General features: G+C 49.6%; 14 protein-coding genes. 4 read left to right on the forward strand and 10 right to left on the reverse strand.

Translation table 11 applies throughout. The features are described 5' to 3' along the window. Positions 1-578: 578 nt before the first annotated feature. The 8 genes from NG792_RS20155 to NG792_RS20190 form a co-directional block, all read right to left on the reverse strand. On the reverse strand, positions 579-2420 hold the full coding sequence (locus NG792_RS20155) for a DUF4335 domain-containing protein (protein ID WP_261236574.1): 1842 nt from the start codon (positions 2418-2420) through the stop codon (positions 579-581). A gap of 58 nt (positions 2421-2478) precedes the next feature. After that, positions 2479-3117: a DUF3038 domain-containing protein gene (locus NG792_RS20160; RefSeq protein ID WP_261200363.1), complete on the reverse strand. Its 639-nt coding sequence runs from the start codon at positions 3115-3117 to the stop codon at positions 2479-2481. A 373-nt stretch (positions 3118-3490) separates the two neighbouring features. Then, a complete protein-coding gene (locus NG792_RS20165) occupies positions 3491-5917 on the reverse strand; it encodes an endonuclease MutS2 (RefSeq protein WP_261236575.1) in 2427 nt (808 codons plus the stop codon). Between the two features lie 608 nt (positions 5918-6525). Beyond that, on the reverse strand, positions 6526-6732 hold the full coding sequence (locus NG792_RS20170) for a hypothetical protein (RefSeq protein ID WP_261236576.1): 207 nt from the start codon (positions 6730-6732) through the stop codon (positions 6526-6528). Positions 6733-6944: 212 nt separating this feature from the next. Further along, entirely contained in the window at positions 6945-7622 is a 678-nt protein-coding gene (locus tag NG792_RS20175; protein WP_261236577.1) for a uracil-DNA glycosylase family protein, read from the reverse strand. A gap of 116 nt (positions 7623-7738) precedes the next feature. Beyond that, entirely contained in the window at positions 7739-8242 is a 504-nt protein-coding gene (locus NG792_RS20180; RefSeq protein WP_261200359.1) for a hypothetical protein, read from the reverse strand. A gap of 1062 nt (positions 8243-9304) precedes the next feature. Further along, a complete protein-coding gene (locus NG792_RS20185; RefSeq protein WP_261236578.1) occupies positions 9305-14245 on the reverse strand; it encodes a PAS domain S-box protein in 4941 nt (1646 codons plus the stop codon). Positions 14246-14272: 27 nt separating this feature from the next. Beyond that, on the reverse strand, positions 14273-14575 hold the full coding sequence (locus tag NG792_RS20190; protein ID WP_261200357.1) for a helix-turn-helix domain-containing protein: 303 nt from the start codon (positions 14573-14575) through the stop codon (positions 14273-14275). A gap of 328 nt (positions 14576-14903) precedes the next feature. Between NG792_RS20190 and ggt the strand changes: the two genes are divergently transcribed. From ggt to NG792_RS28990, 4 genes are all read left to right on the forward strand, one after another. After that, positions 14904-16718 carry a gamma-glutamyltransferase gene (ggt, locus tag NG792_RS20195; RefSeq protein WP_261236579.1) on the forward strand — a complete coding sequence of 605 codons (1815 nt, stop codon included), beginning with the start codon at positions 14904-14906 and terminating at the stop codon, positions 16716-16718. Positions 16719-17241: 523 nt separating this feature from the next. Then, complete coding sequence (locus NG792_RS20200; RefSeq protein ID WP_261236580.1) at positions 17242-17643, forward strand: DUF1636 domain-containing protein; 402 nt, start codon at positions 17242-17244, stop codon at positions 17641-17643. 142 nt (positions 17644-17785) lie between these two features. Continuing rightward, positions 17786-18769 carry a methyltransferase domain-containing protein gene (locus NG792_RS20205; protein ID WP_261236581.1) on the forward strand — a complete coding sequence of 328 codons (984 nt, stop codon included), beginning with the start codon at positions 17786-17788 and terminating at the stop codon, positions 18767-18769. A gap of 263 nt (positions 18770-19032) precedes the next feature. Further along, entirely contained in the window at positions 19033-20970 is a 1938-nt protein-coding gene (locus NG792_RS28990) for a pentapeptide repeat-containing protein (protein WP_261200353.1), read from the forward strand. 61 nt (positions 20971-21031) lie between these two features. Here NG792_RS28990 and NG792_RS20215 read toward each other — a convergent pair whose 3' ends face one another. Together NG792_RS20215 and NG792_RS20220 are read right to left on the reverse strand one after the other, a co-directional pair. Continuing rightward, entirely contained in the window at positions 21032-23983 is a 2952-nt protein-coding gene (locus NG792_RS20215; RefSeq protein WP_261236582.1) for a CHAT domain-containing tetratricopeptide repeat protein, read from the reverse strand. Positions 23984-24066: 83 nt separating this feature from the next. Then, the gene (locus tag NG792_RS20220) at positions 24067-26070 is read right to left on the reverse strand and encodes a CHAT domain-containing protein (RefSeq protein WP_261236583.1); all 2004 of its coding nucleotides are present in this window, start codon (positions 26068-26070) and stop codon (positions 24067-24069) included. Between the last annotated feature and the right edge of the window lie 72 nt (positions 26071-26142).

Raw genomic sequence — 26142 nt, forward strand, 5'->3', positions numbered from 1 at the left:
AGGGGAATAAGGCTGTATCCTCCGCCAGATAAAGGGATTGAACCATGCAAAAATTAATTGGGCCTGGAGAATGACACAGCCCTACCAAGACACAGGGGAGGGGGGGACCGGAGGTGCAGTTAAATGTCAGGCAAACTCCCCTGAACGTAAAAAACCTACTCGCGGATTCCCCTCTACCCCTACCCCTGCCTAATTTTAGACAAAAAAAAACGCCCAAAAGCTTGGGCGCTTGCCATCAGGGTGCATCTACAGAATTTAATATAACACGGTAGATGGGGGGTGTCACCCCTCACCCCCTAGTTTTTTTGAAAGAATTTTCAATTTGGGGATTTGGAGACATCTAATTTGCATTACATAGTGACAAAAGAACCCGCACCCTCAAGGGTGGGGTTATACGGACAAAGCCTGCCTCCGCAGGCTAAAGAGAAACCCGCACTTTAGAGGGCAAATTTATTCAAAAAATGCAAATTAAATGGATGTAAAGTTTTGTATTAATTTCCAAATTCCCCAAAAAATCGGGAGACTGACCCGACTGAGGTCAATCTCCCGATTTCAAAATAACCCATGATTACCCCAAATTATTGGGCAAAAGTCAAGACCCGACCATCGGGTTCGAGGACGACGCGAATTTGCAGAGACTGGGCCTCGGGTAAGGGCGAGACAAACGGGGTCCCTTGTAGCGGCACTCCACTAATATCGATGTGGGTTCCCGAGGCGATTCCCAGAGGGACGATTTCCTGAATCGAACCATCGGGATTGAGGGTGAGGACATATTCCAACTTGTCCTTAAACCCTTCGGGGGGTTGCCAGGTGCCTTGGAAATAGTCCTTTGCCTCGGCGAGTTGGGGCGGATCGTCAAAAAGGGATTGAGTCTGGGTGGCACTTTCTGGGGGAACATCTCCAGCAGCCCATTCCGACTCGGGTAACTCCGTGGGAGGCGCTTTTAGGGCGATCGCATCAATCCCTTCTGCTTCCGATACCAGACTCTCCTCGGCTGCTTGCGGGACCGATGCAGAAGAATCTAGGCGCACATTGGGCAGGGGAGGCGGTGCATCATCCAGGGGGGACCGATTGGGTGCTGCTGGGGCGGGATTGCCTGCTTGGCGGGATTCTGGAGGAGAAGCGGGTTGGGTTTGTGCCTGAGTCGGGACCCGTTCCGGTGTCTGTTGGATTGGGGGGAAACTCGGTTGCGGTGCAGCAGTAGAATTTCCCCTTTGTGCCATCAGTTCATCCCAATCCGGGGGTTCTGGGATGGGGTCGTCTGCCAGGGAGGGCAGGGGACGCATGGGGGGCATCGGGTCCGAATCGTCGGGAGTAATTTCCAACTCGACTTGGGGGCGTTGGGGGGCTGATCCAGGCGGTGGCATCTGCAAGCCACTCTGCCGCCCTTCCAGCAGGGGTCTGGGGGTGGAGGCAACCCGGGGGGCTGTCACCGCAGGCGATGCCGGGGAAGGACTCGTGGGTGCTGGTTGGGGTGGTGGTGGAGTCCTCTGACCCACGGGCGGCGCTACCGGAGGAACCGGAGGCGAAGTGGGGGCAGTGCGGGGTAAGGCGGAAGGCTGTTGACCCTTCGGGGGGGTAGGGACGCCATTTTGGGCGGGATTTACCCCGGGGGGAAGCGGCTGCGGGGAGACGACTGGAGGAGGAACGGGGGGGACATTCTGCTCAGGTAAGGGTTGTGCTGGGCTTTGAGCCACGGTGGGGGTATCCCCTTCTGTAGCGGGATTGAGCAGTTTGACTAGGGAGGCACTGACGCCGACGGTAAAGAGGGCCATTGCAGCGATCGCCAGCCAAGGGGGAGTCTTGGACAATCCGGCGACTCCGCCTAAATTCGGTAAGGCGATCGCATCGGCTGCCGCAGAATCTAGGGCCGTGGCGAGGTCAAATAATTGCAACGTTCCCAAATTCACCAGGGGACCCGATTCTGGGGTTGCGAGTTCACCGAAATGCAACTCATGCGCCAATAACCCCCGAGGTTTTAAATAAATGCCGAGAGGGGGTACAGGGGTTGGAGAAGTACCAGACACTTGATCCGGTGGGGGAGAGGGGAAACCGGGTAAGGGTTTTTCCTCTAGGGTCGGGTGAGGAGATTGTAAGCGAGTGGTGGGTTCTGTAATCTCCGTTTGGATTTCCGACGGCGTAGCAGTGGCATCCGCTTCTGAAGCGAAATAAGTGGCATTGAGGCGTTGGGGCGACTGCTGCACGAAGTCCTGGACATAATTCGTGACGGCATCAGACAAGGCGTCCAGTGCTCGGGCATCACCGCGAATGGTAACTTGTTGTTCCTGGGGCAATTGCGGCGCATCAAAACTGAGTTGAAAGCGCAATTGTTTAAGGACAGGTTTGCCCATCCACTTGGAGAGAGGGGAGCTTTTTGCCACAATCTCTAGGGTGCAAGTGGGGGGCGTGTACCTTCGCATAACAGAAGTGAACGATGGCATGAGAAAATTTTGAGGGGGTATAGTGCTAAAGGAATGGTTAACGACTGACTGAGCGATCGAGCAAAGCCAACCAGAGCCGCCGATGACCGCTAGGACCGCTGTAGAAGAGTAAATCAATCAGCAGTTTTAGGGCTAAGTGAGTCAGCAGGTCCGGGGAGGTGGTATCTCCATCTTCCATGCGTTCTTGGTAGGTGTTGCAAAAGGTATCAATAAAGTCGCCTAACATAGACGCTTCATGAGGGGCGCGGTTTTGTTCCGTTAGCTGTTCCAGCAGGGCCACGCCACGGCGAATTAATTCGTGGTGGGTTTTAGCCAGGTGACAAATAATCATCACCAGGGCTCGCGCTTCCTCCACATCCAGCTTTTTGCGGCCCCCTTGACTCTTGCGGATGGGATTCGACTGGCGCAGTCGCCACAACGAGACGCGATCGGCCACCACCGATTCAAGTCCCAACTCTTCTGCTGTTCGCAGAATCGCTTCCGAACCAATGTCCGCCAAGCATTCCAGGGCCAGCAAGACTAAATCTAACTGAGTTTTGATGTTATCCAACTGTGCCGGGGTCGGTGCATTCACACCCACTACTTCCTGCCAAGGCAAAGAAGCAGCGATCGGTGCCGCTTGGTTAGCAACACCATTGGGTTGACCCGGGGGAGCTAATTTTAGGGTCTGGCGCATCGTTAACCTCTGTAGGGGAGATGGGGGAGATGGGGAGGGTGGGGGAGATCGGGAGGGTGGGGGAGGTGGGGAGGATGGGGGGATGGGGAGGATGGGGGGATGGGGAGGATGGGGAGGATGGGGGGATGGGGAGGATTATTCTCGTGACTTGGCTTAAGCGAGTCACGTCCATCTTGCGGCTCTGCCGCCTGGTAAGACTGGAGGCAGAGCCTCCAAAGGCGCATGACTTGGCAGAGCCAAGTCACGAGGATCTAATCCATCCTCCCCATCTTCCCCATCTTCCCCACCTCCCCATCTTCCCCATCTTCCCCATCCCCCCCATCCTCCCCACCTCCCCATCTCCCCTATCTTCACCCCTCTCCCATTTCATTCCCTATTTAAGATACGCAATTGTAACACCGGAACCGCCTTCATTTTGAGGGGCGAGTTCATAGTGACTAATTTGGGGATGTTGTTTCAAGAACTCCTGCACCCCTTGGCGCAACTTACCCGTTCCTTTGCCATGAACAATCCATAACGCACCGCCTAGGGGAATTTGTTGGGCGATCGCCTGTTCCAGTTCCATCTCTGCATCGGCAACTCTGGCCCCTCGGATATCTAGGTTATTTCGAGAGGTGCGGACGATGGGGGCTTGGGTTGCCACCTTTTCCAGGGTTGCTTCTGCTGCTGGGGAAACTTTCGTGGTTTGGGTGGAAGCCGGTTTTTTGGGCGGAAGTTCCACTTTTTGACCATCCAGGGATTCGATTTCCGTAATCCCGATGGTCATTTTCATCAGTCCAAACCGCACCGTCACTTCCATATCCCCTTCCCCGACTGCCAGCACTTCGCCGGTTTGTCCAATTTGGGGAATCCGCACCCGATCGCCTGCTTTGGGACGAAATCCCGGTTTCGGTTTGGCTGCTTTTTGCTGTCGGGACGGCAGATGTTTTTCGGCAATTCCCTGTAACTCCTGGGTTGCTTGATTGGCATCCTGTCCCGTCACGTTCCCTTGTTGCAAGCGCCGAATCACTTGGGCAATTTCTTGCTTGGCAACGGCGATCGCCTCTGCTACCGCCCGTTCTTGGGACTGCTGGAGTTGCCGTTCCCGTTCTTTCAAAGACTGCGCTTTATCCGCGACTTCCCGATACAGGCGTTCGGTTTCTCCCAGCAATTGACCCGCTTCTTTAGCCTTGGTTTCCTGCTGTTTGCGTTGATTTTCCAACCCCGCAATCACCCGATCCACCTCTTGAGTACCCGTGGGTGCGACTAAGTTAGCTGCCTGATCCACAATTTCCGACTTTAACCCCAGACGGCGAGCGATAGTTAAGGCATTAGAACGGCCCGGAATCCCCCAGAGTAAGCGATAGGTGGGTTGTAAGGTCGCTTCATCAAACTCTACTGAGGCATTTTCAAAGCGTTCATCCTCATATTTGAGGGCCTTGAGTTCGCCATAGTGGGTGGTGGCGATGGTTAACTGGGAGCAATCTGCCAGATGATGCAACAAGGCGATCGCCAAGGCACTGCCTTCGGTAGGGTCGGTTCCCGCCCCCACTTCATCCAGTAACACCAGGGAGTCTGGGGTACAACTTCCTAAAATTCGACTAATCCGGCGAATATGACCGGAAAAGGTGGAAAGGCTTTGTTCTAGGGACTGTTCGTCTCCGATATCCGCCAGTACAAAGTCAAACCAAGGCAGTTCCACAGGGACTTTGGCAGGGATAAATAATCCCACTTTCGCCATGAGAACCCCTAACCCCAAGGTTTTCAGGGTGACGGTTTTTCCCCCGGTGTTGGGTCCGGTGATGGCAACGACCTTAATTTGAGGTTGAACAATTAAATCAATAGGAACGACCGCATTCCCATCTTCATGCTGTTGTTGCCATATCAGCAGGGGATGACGCAGTTGCCGCAGGGTAATGGTTTGGCCCTCTTCCCCTCGGTTAATAAAGGTCGGGGGATTGGCATTTAACCAGTAACTATACCGGGCACGGGCGGTTGCCAAGTCGAGGATGGTGACGATCGCCAATAATCGTTCTAAATCTTCGACAACTTCGGTAATTTTGGCCGTTAATGCCCGCAAAATTGCTTCTTCTTCGGCCTTTTCCTGGCGCAGCAAGACCCGCGCCTTATTGTTCAGTTCAACGATGCTATGGGGTTCTACATAGAGGGTAGCGCCACTCATGGAACTATCGTGAACAATGCCGGGAATGGCATCTTTTTGGGGAGATTTCACGGGGATCACAAAGCGATCGCTCCGTTTGGTGATCAGTTGTTCTTGAACGGCGTTGCTATGCCGTTGCATGATACTCTGCAATTTTTGATAAATCTGGTCGCGGACGCTGTGCTGACGCTGGCGAATTTCCCCTAACAGAGTGCTGGCGCGATCGGCGACTTGAGCGCGATCGTCGATGCAGCGATGGATTTCCTGTTCGATTTCTGGATAGGTTCGCAGATCGGCAACCAGACGGTTGAGGACGGACAATTGGGGGTGATCGTCGATGGTGCGTCGCAGTTGTCTGGCACCCGAGAGGGTAGTGGCGATCGCCAGCAGTTCCTCGGCAGATAAGATGCCATGCAAGTCCGCCCGTTCTAGAGAGTCCCCAATATCATGGATACCATCAAAGGACAGGCTAACCAGTCCCTGATTTTCTAATTCATAGACTTCTTGGGTTTGAGCAAGCAGCACCAGTGTCTGCTCCAACGTCTCAGGAATTTGGAGGTCACCGGCAGCGATTGCTCCCAGCTTGGTCCCAGCAAATGTTGCTAGGTGCTGGCACAGGCGCGGCCATTCTAGGAGTTCTAAGGTCTCAGACTGAATCAATGCTTCAAAGCTAAATAGGAACTTCGGGGATCTATATCCTAATCGTAGCTTAGGGGAGATGGGGTGATGGGGAGGATGGGGATGTTTGTAGTAACGACTTGCTATTGAGGGTAGGGCGGTTCCCTTCTCAAATTTACCTGACCCGGTAAGCTTTACAGCCCAAGGGTTTTCCGCCTGATTTACTAAGTTTAAACTAAGGACCACCCCGCCCCTGCGGGGCACCCCTCCACAGGAGGGGAATTCCACCCCGCCCCTGCGGGGCACCCCTCCACAGGAGGGGAATTCCACCCTGTCCCGAAGGTGCACCCCTCCACAGGAGGGGAATTCCACCCTGTCCCGAAGGTGCACCCCTCCAAGGGAGGGGAATCAGCCTATATCTTTCGCCCGGTCAAGCGATTGAACAATCCAACAATTAATTGGGTTTTTGAGAATCAAACTGCCCTACTCCATAACAGTGGAATAAGCCCCAAAATTCCCCTCCCTTGGAGGGGTGCCCCTTCGGGGCGGGGTGGTCAATTCTAGCCAGTGAGCAGATATTTATCTATGCGCCCTACTCAAAAATATATGTCTCTTCCCTATTCGCCCGTCCAGGCATGGCTTTATCTAGTTCACCTGAGCGCGGAGGTATGGACTGGAAAGGTTTGACGAACTCTCGTGCTTTTTTGGAGTCTAGCACCAAAGGATTCGTTTAAGACGGTTTCAAGCTCGGCTAGGGGGTCGCCTTCAATGCCTTCAAACATGGAGTTGAGGGCTTTTTGATCGCGATCGGTCAAGGGGAGGAAGGAGGGGTTGAAACCGTAGCTTAAGGTTGCCATTACTATATCTCCGCTAATTGCTGTTTAAATTTTTCATGAATTCTTTAATCTCATTTATAAAGATATGATAAAGTTGACCCAGAATGCTTCCGTGAAACCACCCAACTTTTATTAGAGAAAACTTGTTAGGGACTTCGTAAAACTTCATAACAGCCGAATCCTCGGTGATTCGTCCAAAAATAGGAGAAATCACCGATGAGTCCTCAATAAATTTACTGAAAAATAGCATTCAGCCGTTGTTGCAACAGTTGGGGAAATTGGGCGTAGTATCTCTGGTTGAGGGGAGAGGGATGAGGGAGGGGGAGTAAGGTGATGGGACGCTGATGGAGATTACCTTGAGAATCGGTAGCGCAAAGGGTGATGGGTTGGCTAGAACTGTAGCGATCGCCGCGCTGAAAAAATTCTTTCAAGGTCCCTTTTGGGGCGTAAGGGCTAAACCAGTCAAAGGCATCGTTCCCGAGGGTAATAATGCGATCGCCTTGCCAGTGGCAGACGAGGAAGCGCTCAATATAGGGCCGAAAGCGCTGTTTAACCGCTGTACTATAAGCTTTATTCCCCGGGGGTTTATAGGGGACTGTATTGGTCAGTAAAACTTGGTCCAGCACTTTTTCTAGTTCCGTTTTATCCCTGGCTTCGCTGTTAAAAAGAGTCCGATATAATCCTTTACGAACTAGGGAACCCGCTGCACCATATAACGGTTGCCGATTGGCGACTTCATCTTTACCCAAATCTCGGCCAAAAACGCATAACTGACTTTCCAAATTCCCGGCATAGAGAATCGGTTGAGTCGGTTCTGCACCGGCTTTTTGATAAATGGGTTCATCAAGGGGAAATTCAGCCCGTTTTGCTTCTTCCTGAATTTCATCAATTAATGTTTTAATTTCTAACATGACAGTAACGCCGGACTGGATTAACACCGCTTACATTACCGCATTTTGCCAACCTTGACTCATTCCCGGGTGAAGTTTAGTTGTTTGGGGACAACGGAACCCTTGGGGAATTTTTTTTAGATTAATTGATAGGCTAAATCCGGGGTATTCACTGAGTCATTCATCATTTGAAACCGAATGGTAGAGGCGGCCCAGTTTTTAAAATCTGGCGCTAACCGAACTAATTTTTGCATGATTTCATCATTCACCCATAAGATGATGGGGAAGGCGAAATCTTTACGAAAATCATCCCGGACAAAGTTGGTGGCTGTCAGTAATTGTTCAATAGAAATAACGGATTCTAATCCCAAAATCATTAAAGCATCGGGCTGTTTATTTTGCAGGGATTGTTGCATGGTTGTGTAAAGGGTTTTGACCGAGGGCTGCAAAAATAGGTGGTAAATATCTCCGGATAAATTAACGGGCAATTGCTTGACGAGTTGCGATCGCAGGGAAACGGAATTACAGCAAGCAAAAATTAAGCAAAATTGCCCTTGTGACAGAGCAATTGCTCGGTCTAATCGTTTCAGGGATATGGAGTGAGGATGAGTGTTTTCATCCGAGGAATACAGGTCTATCATGGTCTATATCCTAAATTTTTTTATGATATTAAGAGGGTTTCCTCGGTTGGTATCAGGCCCGGTCTCGGGAGGGTCGGTTGCGATGGACCTCGGTGCGATCGCCCCCTTGATAGCGACCCCACCCCTCTAAGGGGCTCAGACCAATTCTCAAGCCGGGACACATCGGGAAGATCGCACCCTGGGAAAGGCAGTCGCTCGTTCCGAGGAGTTCTCCCTTGAAAATCCTTTCGGCAAATCAGGTGGACTGCACCTTAGCCTGAAGGATCAGGGGAATAGCTAATCTTACTAATGTTTCTATAGAAGTATATTCCATTTTTCTTCAAAAGGGGTTAAATTTTTCTAACAATTTGCTGATTTGGGTTGCAATTTCACTCTCTGGATCAATCTAAACGCGCCCAAGACTGAGCAACTCTATCTAAAGTTCCATCCTCCTAGGGGTCTGAAGGTTAGATTTGCGATAATCTTGAGAGAATTGAGGCGATTTAACCCCTGGAGAGGGGAAACTTCTCCCGGGAAATCTTTTCGGGTGAAAGACTTAATATACAAGGTTTTGGGGGATTTGTAGGGGGATACCAAACCCAAGTTCGGATAGAAAATAAATATTAACAATCGCTCATATTTGGATGAGCAATTGCTCCGAGCATCCCCCGGTGGAGAGATTATGATTTGCGAGAAGAATAACAGACCCCTCCCGATATTAGACCTCTTGCAAAATAATGGATTGATCCCCCTTTCCCCCCCTTGGTAACGCCAATCGGCTTTTTATAATTTTGCAAGAAGTCTATTTTTCAGCATTTGGATTCGGAAAGCCCTCCTCTAAAGCGGTTGAACCCCAACGTTAAGAAGACAGAGACAATCCCCCATCCAAGGACATAAGGGAACTCCAAAAAATAAAACCTCCAGAACGTTCATAGTGACTCCTTCACCGAGTCATCTTTAAAGAAACCCCTGAAGGGGTTACTACAAACGTTTGAATGATTTATATTTTGCAATCCCCTAAGACCAAGGACAAACGACCAATGACAAATGACTACTGACCAATTTCCTATTAAAAAAGCAAAATCAGCCGGTAATTAACTGCTCGATCGCCTTGATTAAAATTTCAGGTTCTACCGGCTTGGGCAGGTGCAGTTGAAATCCAGCTTGGAGTGCTTTTTGCTGATTGGACTCTCCGGCGTAAGCCGTCAAGGCGATCGCCGGAATTGCGCCACCCCTTTCGGAGGGTCGGGTTCTCACCTGCTGGATGAGCATATACCCATCAATATCGGGCATTCCGATGTCGGTGACGAGAATATCAAAGCTATGGCGATCGAGACATTGAGTCGCCTCGACTGCCGAGGCGGCGACCTCTACCTTTGCACCGGCTTGGGCTAAAATCGTTGTGGCTAATTCTCTCATATCCGCCTCATCATCGACCAACAGAATTTGAACTCCCGTCAGAGGTAAGGCTTCTAGTTCCGAAACCGAATCAAATCCCAGACTAACCCCTGGGGTTCCCCGGTCCAGAGTGAGGGGTAAACAGATAGTAAAGGTCGCACCTTGTCCTTCTCCGAGACTGGTTACGGCAACGGTTCCTCCATGTAATTCAGTGAGATAACGCACGATCGCCAGTCCCAATCCCAAACCGCCAAATTGTCGCGTGGTTTTCCCATCCTGCTGGCGGAACAAGTCAAAGACATAAGGCAAAAACTCGCGGTCAATCCCTTTTCCGGTATCTTTGACCCTAATTTGAGCGCAGCCGTCTTTCCGCTGGAGGTAAACATCCACTTGTCCCCCGGAGGGTGTAAATTTGACGGCATTGGACAACAAGTTCCAGATAATTTGCTGAATCCGATCGCGATCGCCAGACACCAGCCCAATCTCTGATTCAAAATGGGTGGAAATCTGAATTTCTTTGGAACTGGCAGCTAATTGAACGGTTTCCAACGCTGACTCTAGGGTTGAAACTAACTCCACGGGACCGACATGGAGGGCAATTTTACCCTGAAGGATGCGGGACACATCTAATAAATCTTCAATCAGTTTTGAGAGCAAGCGAGCGTTGCGCTCAATGGTTTCCAAGGCGCGATCGCGGGAGGCGTCGTCAAATTGGCGAGTTCTTAAGAGTCTGGACCAGCCCAAAATCGGATTGAGGGGCGATCGCAACTCGTGAGAAAGGACGGCCAAAAACTCATCCTTGATGCGGTTGGCCGCTTCCGATTCCTCTCGGGCAGCACGTTCCCGGGCGAGTAGTTGTTCCCGTTCTTCCTCGGCTTGTTTGCGCTCGGTGATATCTGTATTACACCCAACATAGCCGACAAAACGCGTCCCTTCAAACCGGGGCAACCCCAGCACTTCCATCCACCGATACACCCCATCATAGCGACGCATTCTCACAATGGCTCGATGTTCCTTCCGATGGGCGATCGCCAAGCTGTACTCTCTGATATAACTCGCCCAGTCATCCGGATGCAGGCTCTCGGTCCAATCTTGAGTGATATCCGATTGACACAAACCCGTGAACTCGCGATACCGCTCATTCACAAAGTGACAGCAGGCTTGTTCATCCTGCATCCAAATCTGGATCGGAACCTTATCCGCCAATAGCCGGAAACGATACTCTGATTCGCGCAATTCCCCCTCAACCTTTTTCAGACGGCTAATATCTAAATTAATCCCCGCCCAGCATATAATTTCTCCGGCTTGATTTCGCACAGGTACTCCCCGAACCAGAATCGGATGCCAGTTTCCATCCACCCCGCGCACGAGTTGTTCCCGATCCCACAAATTCCCCGTTGTTGCTCCCTGTGTCCAGTCAGCGAGAGTTTGTTGAGCGGCTTGCGGTTCTAACACCTGTACCCAACCCAAACCTTTCCATTCTTCTAGGGTCATGCCAACCAGACGCAAAAATGAATCGCTGGCATAAAGGTGATGTCCCTGGCGATCGCAAATCCAGATCCCATAATCCAGGCTTTCCCCGATCGCCCGATACACTCCTTCGGTTTGGCGGATGGCTTCTGCGGCAAAATAGCGTTCGGTAATATCAGAAAAGGTCACGACCCCGGCTCGGATTGTACCATTTTCATCATACACTGGGGCGGAATTGACGAGAATAATCCCCTTTGTGCCATCTCCCCGCCCAAAATGGATTTCTTCGTTTCTGACCACTTCCCCCCTATACACTGAACGGTATAAAGGCCAGTCCTGGAGTTGATACGCCCGTCCATCAGGATAAAATGCCTCATATAAGGGCGGTTGATTCAGGTTGTCCAGGGGGATTAAGTCGGGAATCCGGGCCATTTGTTTAATTTGGTCGTTAAACAAGAGAATGTTTCCCGAGGGAGCTTCCGCCACAATCACGCCAGCGGGTAATTGTTCCAAGATGGCATTCAGCAGTTTTCGCTTCATGCTGACTCGATCAAGCAGTTCTTGCTTTTTTACGTCCTCTTGCTTGCGATCGGTGATGTCCTGCATCACCCCTAATATTTCGAGAACTTGTCCGTTTGCATCATATTGAGCGAGTCCTTTCACCGCCAACCACCGTTGACTTCCATCGGGACGTCGGATTCGATATTCTATGTCATAGGGGAGGCGATCGCGAATGGCTCGCTCCATGATACTCTGTACCTGGCCGCGATCATCCTCATGAAACATTTTCTGAATTTGCGCACAAGTGAGAACCTGTTCCGGCCCAATCCCTAAAATTTCTGCGGCCCGTGGGGATAAGGTAGCCCGATCGCGGGCTAGATCCCAAGTGCAATCTCCCATTTTTGCCGCTTCTAAAGCAAGGCTCAATCGTTGAGCGCTGCTTCGCAGGGCTTCCTCGGTTCGCTTGCGCTCGGTAATATCGATTTGGATACCGCTCATTCCCTTAATTTGACCGTTCTCATCTAAGAGGGTCTCTCCAATATTGCTCAACCAGCGTATAGACCCGTTGGGAAGCAAGACTCGATATTCTAAGTTGAAGTTACTGGGGGTATTCAGGGTGGTTTGTACTGATGCTTCAACGGTTTGGCGATCGTCAGGATGAACCGCTTGCAACCAGTTTTGATAGGTGGTTTCACAATGGCCCGGTGCATATCCTAACAATCGATAATTTTCGTCGCACCAGAACCAGCGATCGCTCGTGAGATTCCATTCCCAGATTCCGGCATTGGCTGCACTCAGGGCAAGGGATAACCGCCGTTCATTTTCTTGCAAAGCGGCTTGAACCCGAATGCGATCGCTAATATCGAGGGATACCCCGGCGAGAAATTGTTGTCCGGCTCTATCCCGGAAGGGGAATTTGTAGGACATATAATAACAGGTTTCCCCGTTTTCTTGTTCAATCGTTTCTAAAAACTGAATAGGTGCATTCTGCTCTAGCACCTGGCGATCGTTGATTTGCCACTGGGTTGCTACCTCAAGGGGAAATAACTCAAAGTCAGTTTTCCCCACAATTTCCCCACTCGGACGCTGCAACAGTCGCTCTAAGGCCGCATTGACGTAAATTTTCCGTCCGGCAGCATCTTTAATAAAGGCTGCAAAGGGGCTATGATTCATGAAGTGAGAAAATAATTCTTGACTCTCTCGCAAGGCATCTTCGGTGCGTTGGCGTTCGATAAATTGTCCAATTTGAGAGCCAAGGGCTGCCATCAAGTCCAGTAAGTCCGGGTCAGGTGCTTGGAGGCGATCTCTAAAGCATTCGATCGCCGCTAAGAGTTTATCTCCCAACCGAATCGGAAATCCACAGGCACTCCGCAGTCCCGCTTTGATGGCTGCTGCTGCTCTCGGGAAGTTTTCATCGGTTTCTAAGTCCGCTATCCAAACCGGTTGACGGGTCTCCCAAATTCGTCCGGGCAAGCCCACCCCAGGAGCCAAGCTAATTTGTCCGGTGAGTTCCAAAAACTCCTGGAGTTCTAAACCGGGGAAATGCCAACTTTGGAAGGAGTGCAGGCGATTATCCTGGGGATTGAGCGTCCAAACGGTCCCCACTTGGCATCCTAAAGTTTCGCACAAGGCTTGTAAGATGGCCGGAACTGCATCAACCCAAGTGGGGGCTTCAGCTAATACCTTAGCGATCGCATATTGAGCCAATTGGCGCTGTTGGGTCCGCTGGCGATCGCTGATATCTCGAATATAAACCCCGATTCCCTCATCCAAGGGAAACGCTGAGATTTCCATCCACTGATTGGATTCGGATAAACAATATTGCTCCGTCACCGGAATTCTCTGGGCTTGCGATCGCTGGAGGGCTGGAGTGTTTAGCCAATCCAGCTTACTCCCCGGGGCACTGAGTTCCTCACAGATAGCTTTGCCTAATAACTCATCCGGCGAGCGTTCCAACAGCCTTCCCGCTAGGGAATTGACATAAATAAACCGCCAATTGCCATCAAAGGCGATAAATCCATCGGGAATGCTTTCTAGGACATGAGACACCCCTTGGTTTGCCGATTCCAGGGACTCTTCAAAGGGAGGAAACTTCAACGGTTGTTCACCCTCTCGGTAGCCTTCTGAAAGAGATAAGGATGAACTCACAACCCTCGATGGATCTGCCTCGTTGTGGAGAGTTCGGGGAGTCCCGGGGGTGCGAGTGATGATATTAAAAATCCCAGCAACTTCTCCTAGTTCATCGAAAATCGGACTAGAGGAGAGGGCGATCGTCACTTCCTCGGCACAATTGCAGCGATCGCACTCAAAGCGTTGATCTCTTAACTGATAAGCTTGTCCTGTGGCAAAGACTGAGGCTGCTGCTCTTGCCATTGCCGGAAAATGGTTCGTCCAACAGTCCCGCACTGGCTGACCGAATAATCGCAACTGCTGAGTGTCTTGGAGTAGCTGATGGTAAGCATCATTATAAAATTGTACCCAGTCAGGTCCCCACAAAATGGCGATCGCCACGGGAGAAGTCAAGCTCAAATTGACCGCATTGCGCAAACTCCCCGGCCAACTTTCCATCGCACCGAGGGGGGTTGCTGTCCAGTCTATCCTCCCCATCAGCCGACCCATCTCGCCACCGACTACCAAATTATCCTCCACGTCCATTACTTTTCTGTCCTTGGGTACGAAGCTCTAATCCTGTATTTCTAAATAGCTCACCAGAAGGTCCCGACTGCCTTCTCGTAACTTGGGTGATGGGGAATCCTCCAGTTCGTCAATCACTGCTCGAATTTGCTGCAAGGCTAAAGAAGAGGGCTGGACCCGAGCATTTTCCCAGCGATTGATCGTTGCATAAGCTACCCCCAATTTCAATGCGAACTCTTCCTGGGTTAACCCAGCAAGCTGTCGCAGTTCTCGAATCAGATGCCCAACCTGGGGTTGCTTGAGTGGCAACGTTTTTTTAGTCGCTGCGGTAATTTTTGAGGAGGACCCCATGTTTCTTGTCTTGATGTAACATTTGTTATATCAATTTTCGGTCAAAAGCTGGAAACGGCTATCTATCAGAAGAGGGATTTCAGAATCCAACTTAAGCTGTATAGGGAGCTAACCGGCAAGCCAGAGGTTAACAAATTGTTGCAATTTTTTAGACCCTGCTTAAGAAAGGAGGATGGAAATCACCCAAACCGGGTTCGGAGGGTAGTCTCTATCATTCCGGTGTGGATTCAGGGGTGCAAAGCTTTCCGATGGAGGGACTGTTTTAATTTGGCAAAGAGTTGAATGATTTACACTGGATAGATTCACTGTTTAAACGGGCCGAGAATTTATGCGTCAGCTTCCCCCACCCCTTAAAACTGGACTGTTGCGCTTGATGGTGGCATCGGCGATCGCCATTCCTCTATCCATTGTAGCGCAGATGGCGCTTTTTAAAAGCCTGGATCGTCCGTTTCCACCCCTTTCTCAAGGGTTGAGGGTTGTTAATGCGCAACTTTCCAGCAATAGTCACCTCGCCGATATTCCCGTCACCGAAGGGGTGGCGGCAAAAAATGGCATGGTTGTTACCGCCTCTAGGGAATCCTCTCAAGTTGGGTTAGAAATCCTGAAAGCAGGGGGAACTGCTGTGGATGCTGCGGTAGCGGTGGGGTATGCTTTAGCCGTCACCCATCCTTGTTGTGGTAACTTGGGTGGGGGTGGATTTATGCTCATCCGTCAGGCGAATGGGGAAGAGTTGTTCCTGGATTTTCGGGAAACGGCACCCCTCGGTTCAACCCCTGAGATGTATCTGGATGATGCCGGGGAGGTGGTGGAGGGATTGAGTCAGCGAGGATATTTGGCGGTGGCGGTTCCCGGGACAGTGAAGGGACTCGATCGCGCTTTAACTCGCTATGGTACGCTTGATCGCGCTCAGGTGATGGCCGGTGCGATCGCCTTAGCCCGGGATGGATTTATTTTACAACCGGGTGACATTGAGATTCTTAATCGCAGTGTGGAAGAATTCAAAGAACAGCCAGAAGTTGCAGCAATTTTCTTAAAAGATGGTACAACTCCTTACCAAGTTGGCGATCGCCTCATCCAACCGGATTTAGCCAAAAGCTTACAACTCATAGCCCACGAAGGACCGGACGCCTTTTATACAGGCCCAATTGCTGAAAAAATTGTTACAGCCAGTGAACAAAACGGGGGAATTCTCACTTTAGAAGATTTTAGCACTTATAGCGTCACGGAATCTCCCCCAGTGGAATGTTCTTATCGAGGCGATCTGGTGATTTCTTCACCGCCACCGGGAGGCGGAACGACCCTCTGTCAAATGCTGAATGTGCTAGATGGATATTCCATCGCTGAACTCAACCGCAGTGAAGCTAATCGACTACATTTGATGCTATCGGCGATGTTGTATGCCTTTGCCGATCGCAACACCTATTTAGGGGACCCGGCTTTTGTGGATAATCCCAGCGATCGCCTGCTCTCTGCCGACTATGCTGCCCAACTTCGCGCCAAAATTCCCAAAAATCAAGCCATTCCCCCGGAACCGCTGTTCCATCAAACTCCTGAACCCACCGGAACTGATACCACTCACTACTCCATCGTCGATCGCTTCGGCAATGCTGTTTCCGTTACATATACCATTAATTCCTTATTTGGGGCGATGGAAATTGCTCCAGGGACGGGATTTTTCCTGAATAACGAAATGGACGATTTTACGGCAAAACCGGGCGTTCCCAATCAATTTGGGTTAGTCCAGGGAACCGTCAATAGCATCCAACCGGGGAAGCGTCCCCTCTCTTCCATGAGTCCAACCATTCTCACCCGCAACGGTAAATTGTTCCTGGTTACCGGCAGTCCCGGGGGTTCCACTATTCCCACCACTGTCTTACAAGTGATCACCCATATCAGCGATCGCCACATGACTGTAGCACAAGCTGTCAGTCACCCCCGCTTTCATTACCAAGGATTACCTAACAGGGTAAGAACCGAACCCTTAGCGCTCTCTCCTCACACCGTAGAACGCCTGTCCGCAATGGGATATCACATCGAGTCCTTCCCAAATTGGGGTGCAGCCTCCTCCATTGCCGTAGAGGGGGACACCCTCTGGGGAGCAAACGACCCCCGTCGTCCAGCAGGCGCCGCATTAGGGTATTAAAGGGAGGAGAGATTGATAGCCCCACAAACCCTATTTTTGAGGTCAATTTCCCCTGATAGGGAATCCGGTTTTGTCAGGGTTGAGGGTCAGAAACTAGGGTTTTTAAGTGGCGATCGCTGAAGAAATTACAAGGGAGGGTCACCCAGACGATTGCTTCATTTTTACTCAATTTAAAGACAAAATTTAGGGCAACAAGCCCAATTTATCGGTCTTGATTTTGCCGCTATTCCCTAGGGAAATTAAAAATTAAGCGCCCGTGGGAGTTGACTTGTGGTAAGATAGGGAGAACGCTCGATTTCAACGGGGTAAGGTTCATAACCGAATAAAGGAGCAAGATTTGTATGGGTTTAAGCCCAACTACAGCCAAATTTTTGTTCCTGCTTTGTCTGACTCAGGCCGCCAAATTCAGGGCATAATTCACTCAGCGATCGCCAGTTTAAACCCAGAGCGTTAAAGCCAGCGATCGGCAAATCCTCCTAATCCCTTGCGGGTTTCCCATCCACTCAACTTTGATAGAGAGTCCATGACCCAAGCTACCCTATTTGTCTGTTCCCTCTGCCGATTTTCCCGGAAAGAACCCACTCAGAACGGGCTATCGGGCGGAGAGTATTTAATTCAGCAATTGCAAAGTGAATTGCAGGCCAAAAACTTGGAATCGGCGATCCAACTTCAGCCGGTTCGCTGTATGGCAGCTTGCAGCGATGCTTGCAATGTCACCCTCACCGCTGCCGACAAAATTACTTTTGTTCTGAGTGCCCTCTCTCCAACGGAATCCGCCCCCGATTTGGCTACCTTTTGTCAACAATATACGGCAGCTTCAGAGGGAAAAGTTCCCTACAAAGAACGTCCGGATATCATTCGAGAATCCACAGCATTTGTTCTGCCTCCTTTCCCCGTTCCCTCCAGTCTCTCTCAGGCCATTTAACAGCCAAAATGGCCTCCTGCCTACCTAGCTGAGTGGGGCTATAATCCCCCCTAAATAACCGGGTTTCTGGATAAACCCGGTTTTAACATCATTTGGTTATCGGCAATCCTCTGTTTCCTAGTTAAAATTTGCAAATCCGCTTATGACTTTAATTTTTGGACTAACTCTCACCCTCTTTATTGTCAGCCTTATTCTATATCTCAGCAGCGCGCGCAAATATCAATCTTCCGATTCCGTGGCTAATTCTTATGACCAATGGACTGAAGACGGGATTTTAGAATATTACTGGGGAGAACATATTCATTTGGGGCATTATGGTTCTCCCCCCGAATCCAAAGATTTTCTCCAAGCCAAAGAAGACTTTGTACATGAAATGGTGCGCTGGGGTGGATTAGATAAATTACCCCCAGGAACCACAGTTTTAGATGTGGGTTGTGGCATTGGCGGTAGCAGTCGCCTCCTAGCAAAAAACTATGGGTTTTCTGTTACGGGTATCACCATTAGTCCTCAACAAGTCAAGCGGGCCCAAGAACTGACCCCCCCCGATTTAGATGCTAAATTCGCCCTAGATGATGCCCTGGCTTTATCTTTTGCCGATCGCAGTTTTGATGTAGTTTGGTCCATTGAAGCCGGACCCCATATGCCAGATAAAGCGCAATTTGCTCAAGAATTATTGCGCGTCCTCAAGCCCGGGGGTATCTTAGTCGTGGCCGACTGGAATCAACGGGACGATCGCCAAACTCCTCTCAATGGCTGGGAACGCCCAGTGATGCAGCAACTTTTGGAACAATGGTCTCATCCCGCTTTTTCCAGCATTGAAGGCTTTTCTGAACTGTTAGAATCTACCGGATTAGTAGAGGGAACCGTCACCACCGATGACTGGACTAAACAAACCCTCCCTTCCTGGATTGATACCATTTGGCAAGGCATCATTCGCCCTCAAGGATGGATGCAATTTGGAGTATCGGGATTTATTAAATCCGTGCGAGAAGTTCCCACAATTCTGTTAATGCGTCTAGCCTTTGGGGTAGGACTCTGCCGCTTTGGAATGTTTCGCGCCATCCGCAGTCATGGAGAACCCGCTTCTAAACATCAAGTGGCCGCTACAGTGGCTCAAAATTCTTAAGGGAAACAGGACTTACCCCTATTTTGAGGTTTTTCCTCGGGAGGGGGCTTCGGCCACGTCACGAGGAAAAAACAAAAAACCTACCCTCGTAAGGAATTTGGCCCCAGGGCTGGCTAAAGTGGGGTCCCTCTAGGGCGGTTTCCTCTGTAAAATCCCAAAGAGGCGATCGCAAAAGTCGGATGTTGGGAGATAATCTGTCAGAGGAGGAAATCCAGTCCCCCTCCTTCAATATCATAGTCCTGATTTCGATGCGGGAGAGAGCAGTGGCACAGTGTCCAGTTTGTCAAGCAACTTATGTTGAGGGCGAGGTCAAAAATTGCTCGACCTGTGGTTGGGATTTGACGCCATACCCCTTGACCTTGGGACGAATCCCGGATAGTTTTTTGCGGAAGGAACGAGCACAACTGAGTTGGGCCCGCAACCATTGGCGATCGCAGTCTCAGTCTAAACCCATTGACCCTGAGCCAGTCACTCAGGCGCAAATGCAGTTGTCCCAACTCAAAACTCAGCTAGAACTCTCCAATCAGGAACGAGATCAGCTACAATCCCTGTTTGAGCAAACCGAGGAAGCCTATTGGCAACTGCATAGCAAACTAGAAACCACCCACGCTGAACTAGAATCCGCCAAAAAAGACCGAGAACAGGCCCAGTCCCAGCTAGAGGACGCCAAAAAAGTCAACCAATCCCTCAAATCTCAACTCGAAACCAGCCAGATTAAACAGGAAGAATTTACCCAGGAATGCGCTCAATATAAGTCGCAAATTCACGAAGCGGCTAAAGCCTATTGGCGCTTGCAAGACCGCTTAGAACAGGAAGAAAAAGAGCGCGATCGCATCCAAAGCGAACTCAGCAAAGCCCAGTCCGACAGCAAGCTGCATAAAACCCGGGCCACTCAACTTCAGCGTCAGCTTGAAGAGGTCGAAAAAACATTACAACAAACCTCTAAATCCCGTTCCACCGATGGAGAAGCCGTCATAGAATTGCAAAACCAACTCCAACAAGCTGCGACAGCTTACTGGCAATTGCAAAGCCAACTAACCGATACTCAATCTGAACTTAATCACTACAAAAACAATGGAGGACGGGTCTCCCAAGAGGAGCGCAATCAACTCCAAACCCAACTCCAAACCAACGCCGCCAAATCCTCAGAACTCGAAACCAAACTATCCCTAATCCAAACCGAACTCGGCGAAGAACGGCAAGAACGCCGCATCAGCGAATCCCGAACCGCTTGGCTACTCGATGAGCGCAATCAACTCCAAACTCAACTGGAACAAGCCAATGAGGAGCGGGTATTGCTGCAAACCCAACTCTCCCAAACCCAATGGCAACTCGAAGTCGCCAACCAAGAAAATAGCCGCTTACTCTCCGCCACTTACAACTCCCAATTTACCCGAAATACTGCCCTTGGGCAAAACATGAAAAACGCCATGAGCGTTTTATTTGTCCTGCTCTCTTTAACCCCATTTTTATTACTCTTTCATCCCCGCGTCTCTGACCCCTTGTTAAAATTTGCATTACGCAAAGGATATCTAACCACAGCCACCGACAAAAATTTAAGTCAAATCAATTTAGCCGGAGCTAAATTAGATGACAGCAACTTTAGTGGTTCCACCTTAAGTAACGCCGACTTATCCGAAATTAGTTTAATCAACGCCAACCTGCAAGAGACCAATCTTAATGGAGCAATTCTGCAAGCGGCTAATCTTAAATATGCTAACTTGAGCGATGCCAGTTTGGACTGGGCTAACCTCACCAATGCTAACCTGGAATTCGCCAATTTGAGCGGAGCCAATCTAGTGAGAGCCAACTTAAGCGGAGCAAATTTGCGGGGTGCAAACTTAATGAATACTCAAATTGATATTAATACCACCCGAATTGACTCTGAAGATTTACTGAGCTGGAAACTCGTTAATTGGCCGAGACGAAACCGACAGCTTGCCGGGTTGAATTTGAGTGAATTTAATTTAAACAATGCCAGTTTAATCGATGCCAATCTGCAACGCGCCAACCTGCAACGGGTTAATTTAAGAAATGCCGACTTACGCGGGGCCAAATTAATGGGAGCCGACTTAACCGGAGCTAATTTATCCGCAGCCAAGTTAACAAATGCCGATATCACAGGTGCAAAAGTCGTCGAAATTACCACCGATAACTTAACCGTCTGTCCTAATGGCAGAAGTGGGCCTTGTCAATTTTAAAACCTTGAAAAGGCCAAAATAGTAAAGCACAGGGGTAGGAGTTGGAGAAAGAATCCCCCTCTCACTCCGCCTCTCCCATCAACGTAAACGCCGCCCAATTCACGGGATTCGGATACTGCTGCATCGTGGTTAACATCGCCTGCCGCAACGCCTGCGCCTTATCCCCCCTACCCTGCCAAAGGGTATAAAACTCCCGCATCAACACTGAAGTGGAATCATCTGGAACCTGCCATAACGACACTAATACCGCCGGTGCTCCGGCAGAAAGAAAGGCACGGGATAAACCCACCACCCCATCGCCGGTAATTTTGCCTCGTCCTGTATCACAAGCCGAGAGTACCACTAACTCCGGATTCAACTGCAACCCAAAAATTTCCGCTGCCGTCAGCAGTCCATTATCGGTTCCCTCGGGAGTCAGCGCCAACCAACTATCTAGGGGAACATTGGAGTCAAAACTGCCGTGAGTTGCCAGGTGAATAATCCGGGAAGACAACATTTTCTGGATGACAGTTGCTTTCGTGGCTTCCGGACCAATTAAGGGACTTATATTTAACAATTGCCCAATATCCCGCGCTTCTTGTTCCGCACCCAGTAAGGGAGAGAGTTGTCCTTCGGTGACAACGGGCATGATGGGATTGCCGACAATTAGAATGTCCTGGTTAATGGCGGTGCGCGCTTGTTTCTGTTCCTGGATCAAATTGAGTGCTTGAATGGAAGGAGCAGTGAGAAGGGTATGCTTTTCAATCAGATATTCACCCGTCGCATTTGGTAAGGCGGGAAAGGGTACTAAAAATAACGACCCTTGGGGAATGAAAATGACTCGTTCTGTCGGGTTAGTGGGGAGTAAATCGGCAATGGGTTCAATTAAGAGTTGATGGAGTTTTTTGAGTTGCCGATTCTCTGTGGAGTGAGGGGGAGCAGTTGGGGGTTCCGAGGATTGATTCGCTCCAGAAGGGCGATCGCTGCGAACTTCCGGAGTCCCCTCGCGACTTTGGGCGATCCTCAGATGTCGGCGACAGAGGAAATTATCAAAGCATCGAGCATCCGCGATGATTTGTGTCAACCCCGCATTGTGTTCTTCCAATAGGGGCTTGAGATCCGTGCGCCGAAAGGTGATTTCCCCGCTGGGTTGAATCACCCAGATATACAATTCCGATTCGAGGAATGTTTGGGCTGGAGCTTCCAAGGGGCGATCGCGAATTAAGGAATATTGGACAATTGTCGCATTTTGTGCCACCGCTATTTGTTTAATTTCACTTAAATTGGGAGGAGGAACCATCCCGGAATTTTCTACCGAATCCCCGAGTCGTGCTGCCAGCAATTCCACAAAAGCACGGGCGCGTCCCCGTTCAGAAATTTCCAAGGCAGTCTCAGTTTTATTCTGAAGAATCAATACTTTTTGTAACCGTTCATAAGTCTTTGCCTGCTGTTCAAATAGAGAGATTTTTTGCTCATCTGTTAACCCAGGACGTAATTCTTCACTGGCTTCAATGGAGGCAAAATAGGATTGCTCCGCTTGTGGATATTCTCCCCGATTCTGGTAAATCATTCCGAGGTTCTGGAGTGCACTGCTTTCTCCCACCTGGTTCCCAATTAACTTGGCTATCTCTAACGATTTCCGGTAAAATTCCTCCGCTTTGGCATATTCTCCCCGATTAAAGTAAACCATTCCGAGGTGATTGAGACTGTTTCCTTCCCCTGCCTCATCACCGATGAGCCGAGCAATTTCTATCGACTGCTGGTAAAATTCCTCCGCCTTGTCATACTCTCCCCGATTCCGGTAAACTGTTCCCAGATGGCTTAGGGTACTGCCTTCCCCCGCCTTGTCTCCAATTAGCCGTTTAATTTCTAACGAGTTGAGATAGAATTCCTCCGCCTGGGCAGAATCTCCCTGTTGCCAGTAAATATTTCCCAAATTACTCAGAAGATTACCTTCCCCTGCTTTGTCTCCAATCACCCGTTTGATTTCTAAGGAGTCTAGATAGAATGCCTCCGCTTTGGGATACTCTTTGAGATTAAAGTACACCAGTCCCAAACCTAAAAGGGTATTGCCTTGCCCGACTTTGTTGCCGATTAACCGAGCTATTTCGAGCGATCGCCTGTAAAATTCCTCCGCCTGGGCATATTCTCCCCAACTGTGGTAGATCGTTCCCCAGGTGGCGAGAATATTTCCCTCTGCTGCCTTGTCCCCGATTGCCTCTGCTATTTCTAACGACTGCCGTAAATAATGTTCCGCCCGAGCATACTCCGCCAAACTCAGGTAAACTTCTGCAAAACTCCCCAGAGTTTTACCTTCCCCCGCCCTATCCCCGATTTCCTGTGCTATTTCTAACGACTGCTGTAAATAATATTCAGCCCGAGCATACTCTGCCAGGCTCACATAAACTGCACCAAAACTACCCAAAACTCGCCCTTCTAGGGCCTTATCCCCGAGTTGCTGTGCTATTTCTAACGACTGTTGTAAATAATATTCAGCCCGAGCATACTCTGCTAGGCTCACATAAACTGCACCAAAACTGGCCAAAATTCGGCCTTCTAGCGCCTTATCCCCGAGTGCCTGTGCTATCTCTAATGACTGCTCTAAATAATGTTCTGCTCGGGCATATTCTGCCCAATGGTAGTAAACTTCCCCCAGATTGTGAAGCGATCGCGCTTCGGTTGCCTTGTCCCCAACGTCCTGTGCTATCTCTAGGGAGTCAAGTAAATAGTATTCCGCCCGAGCATACTCAGCCCAGTTGCGGTAAACTTCTGCCAAATTGTTAAGCGATCGCGCTTCCCCCTCCTTGTCAGCGATCGCCCGATAAATTTCTAGCGCTTGTTCCCACGACACTGACGCCTCACTAAATAGACTGCGCTGATACTGTTCCACCCCCAACCCAAAGAGGCGATCGGCTTCCTCCTTCCGTTCCTCAGCAGTCTGAGCAATCACCCCAGAAACCAACCCCGGTTTCCACTCCCATACCGGACTCACAACCATCAAACCCAAAACCAAAGCCAAAAACTTAATCCTCATCTGAGCCACCCCCTTAAATCGCTTTATCTATGAGTCCCATAAAATCAGTGCAAATCAGTGAAATCAGTGGTTAAAAAACCCCCTCACTCCGCCTCGCCCATCAAAGTAAACGCCGCCCATTCAAATGGATCTGGATACTGCTGCATCGTGGTTAACATCGCCTGCCGCAAAGCCTGCGCCTTATCCCCATTCTCCTGGAAAACTTGATAAAACTCCTGCATTAATAGCGCAGTTGCATAATCTGGAACTTCCCATAAAGAGACTAATAAACTGGGGACTCCTGCGGAAATAAAGGAACGAGACAATCCCACCACTCCATCCCCAGTAATTTTCCCCCGTCCCGTATTACAAGCAGACAATACCACTAACTCGGCATTCAAATTCAACCCAAAGATTTCCCCGGCTGTTAAAAATCCATTATCAGTTCCCGATGGAGTTAATGCCACCCAACTCTCTAGGGGAACATTGGAGTCAAAACTGCCATGAGTTGCCAGGTGAATAATCTGTGAAGACTGCATTTGTTGTACCACTCTTGATTTTGTGGCTGCCTCACCAATCACAGGACTGACATTCCATAATTTTCCAATATTCTGGGCTTCTTGTTCCGAACCGGGTAAGGGACGGAGTTGTCCAGATTCTAGTACGGGCATGATGGGATTCCCAACAACTAAGACTTCCCCGGTTTTTCCGAGAGGATGGGTCATTCTTACTTGAGATAATCGGTCACGAGTGAACTCCAGGACTTGAATTGAAGGACTTGTAAGAATCGTATGCTTTTCTATTAAATATTTTCCTGACGCATCTTGTAAAGCAGGAAAGGGGACTAAAAATAAGGAATCGTGCGGAACAAAAATAACCCGTTCATTTGGGTTAGAAGGGAGTAAATCAGCGATGGGTTCAATTAAAATTTCATGGAGTTTGCGAAATTGGCCGCTGACTGTTCCCTCAGCCGAATTGGGAGATTTTGGTTCTGTCCGCTGATTCGCTTCTAGGTCACCCTCGCGGATGACTTCTGGACTTCCCCGTCGACTTTGCCGTACTCTAATATTCCGGAGACAACTGTAGTTTTCAAAACATAGAGTATTAGCAATAAACTGAACCAAACCAGCTTTTTCTTGTGCCAACAAAGAGTCCAAATTCGTTAGGCGAAAGCTAATTTTTCCAGTGGGTTCAATGACCCAAATGTAGAGTTCACTTCCTTCCAAGTATTTTTTATCGCCTACCGTAAAACCCTGCCGAATTTGTGAGTATTGAACAATGGTAGCATTTTGTTCAGCAGCAATTTTCCGGATTTGAGCCAGATTGGGAGGTGCAACAGTTACAATAGATTCAGGAGTCTCGGCAAATCGTTGAGCCAATAATTCAACAAAGGCGCGGGCGCGTCCCCGTTCGGAGACTTCCAAAGCTGGCTCTATTTTATTCTGAGCCAATAACACACTTTGTAACATTTCATAAGTTACGGCTTGCTGATCAACTAAGGAAATTTTTTGGGGATCGGTTAAGCCCGGGCGTAACTGTTCGTTGATGGCGATCGCCGCCCATAAAAATTCTTCAGCTTGATTATAATCGCCCTGAATCTGATAAATATTACTTAAGTTATGCAGAACACTAGCTTCTCCTACCTTGTCCCCAATGTTTTGATAAATTACTAAAGCCTTTCGCAAAAATTGCTCCGCATTGGGATAGTCCTTTAAAAGGACAACAACCACCCCCAGATTGTGCAAAGAATTGGCTTCTCCGACTTGATCCCCTAGACTCTGCTTAATGGTTAACGACTCCTCAAGGTATTCCCGAGCTTTCGCGTAATCCTCCAGATAGCTGTATAAAATCCCCAATCCTACGAGAGCATTGCCTTGTCCGGGGCGATCGCCTAGTTCTCGTTTAATTTGTAAAGATTGCTCATAGGATTGTTCCGCTTGGGGATAGTCTCCTAAACTCACATAAACATTTCCCAGCCCAATCAATATATCCCCTTCCCCTGGCTTATTATCAAGGTCTCGCACAATCATTAAAGATTCCTGGTAATATTCCTGGGCTTGGGAATACTGTCCTAAATCGTGGTACAGATTTCCCAGTCCACTTAACAATACCTTCGCCAAAAAAAGGGAGGGCCAACGTAGTACACTTGTTGTTTACCACAACCACAAATGAGACCTACA

Origin of the sequence: Laspinema olomoucense D3b (genome assembly GCF_025370785.1) — a bacterium.
In the GTDB taxonomy this organism is placed as follows: domain Bacteria; phylum Cyanobacteriota; class Cyanobacteriia; order Cyanobacteriales; family Laspinemataceae; genus Laspinema; species Laspinema olomoucense.

Coding starts and splice junctions, on each gene's coding strand:
- NG792_RS20175 (WP_261236577.1), bottom strand. CDS start 7,622: ATGTTAGAAATTAAAACATTAATTGATGAAATTCAGGAAGAAGCAAAA.
- NG792_RS20180 (WP_261200359.1), bottom strand. CDS start 8,242: ATGATAGACCTGTATTCCTCGGATGAAAACACTCATCCTCACTCCATA.
- ggt (WP_261236579.1), top strand. CDS start 14,904: ATGCGTCAGCTTCCCCCACCCCTTAAAACTGGACTGTTGCGCTTGATG.
- NG792_RS20190 (WP_261200357.1), bottom strand. CDS start 14,575: ATGGGGTCCTCCTCAAAAATTACCGCAGCGACTAAAAAAACGTTGCCA.
- NG792_RS20185 (WP_261236578.1), bottom strand. CDS start 14,245: ATGGACGTGGAGGATAATTTGGTAGTCGGTGGCGAGATGGGTCGGCTG.
- NG792_RS20215 (WP_261236582.1), bottom strand. CDS start 23,983: ATGAGGATTAAGTTTTTGGCTTTGGTTTTGGGTTTGATGGTTGTGAGT.
- NG792_RS20205 (WP_261236581.1), top strand. CDS start 17,786: ATGACTTTAATTTTTGGACTAACTCTCACCCTCTTTATTGTCAGCCTT.
- NG792_RS20160 (WP_261200363.1), bottom strand. CDS start 3,117: ATGCGCCAGACCCTAAAATTAGCTCCCCCGGGTCAACCCAATGGTGTT.
- NG792_RS20155 (WP_261236574.1), bottom strand. CDS start 2,420: ATGCGAAGGTACACGCCCCCCACTTGCACCCTAGAGATTGTGGCAAAA.
- NG792_RS20170 (WP_261236576.1), bottom strand. CDS start 6,732: ATGGCAACCTTAAGCTACGGTTTCAACCCCTCCTTCCTCCCCTTGACC.
- NG792_RS20200 (WP_261236580.1), top strand. CDS start 17,242: ATGACCCAAGCTACCCTATTTGTCTGTTCCCTCTGCCGATTTTCCCGG.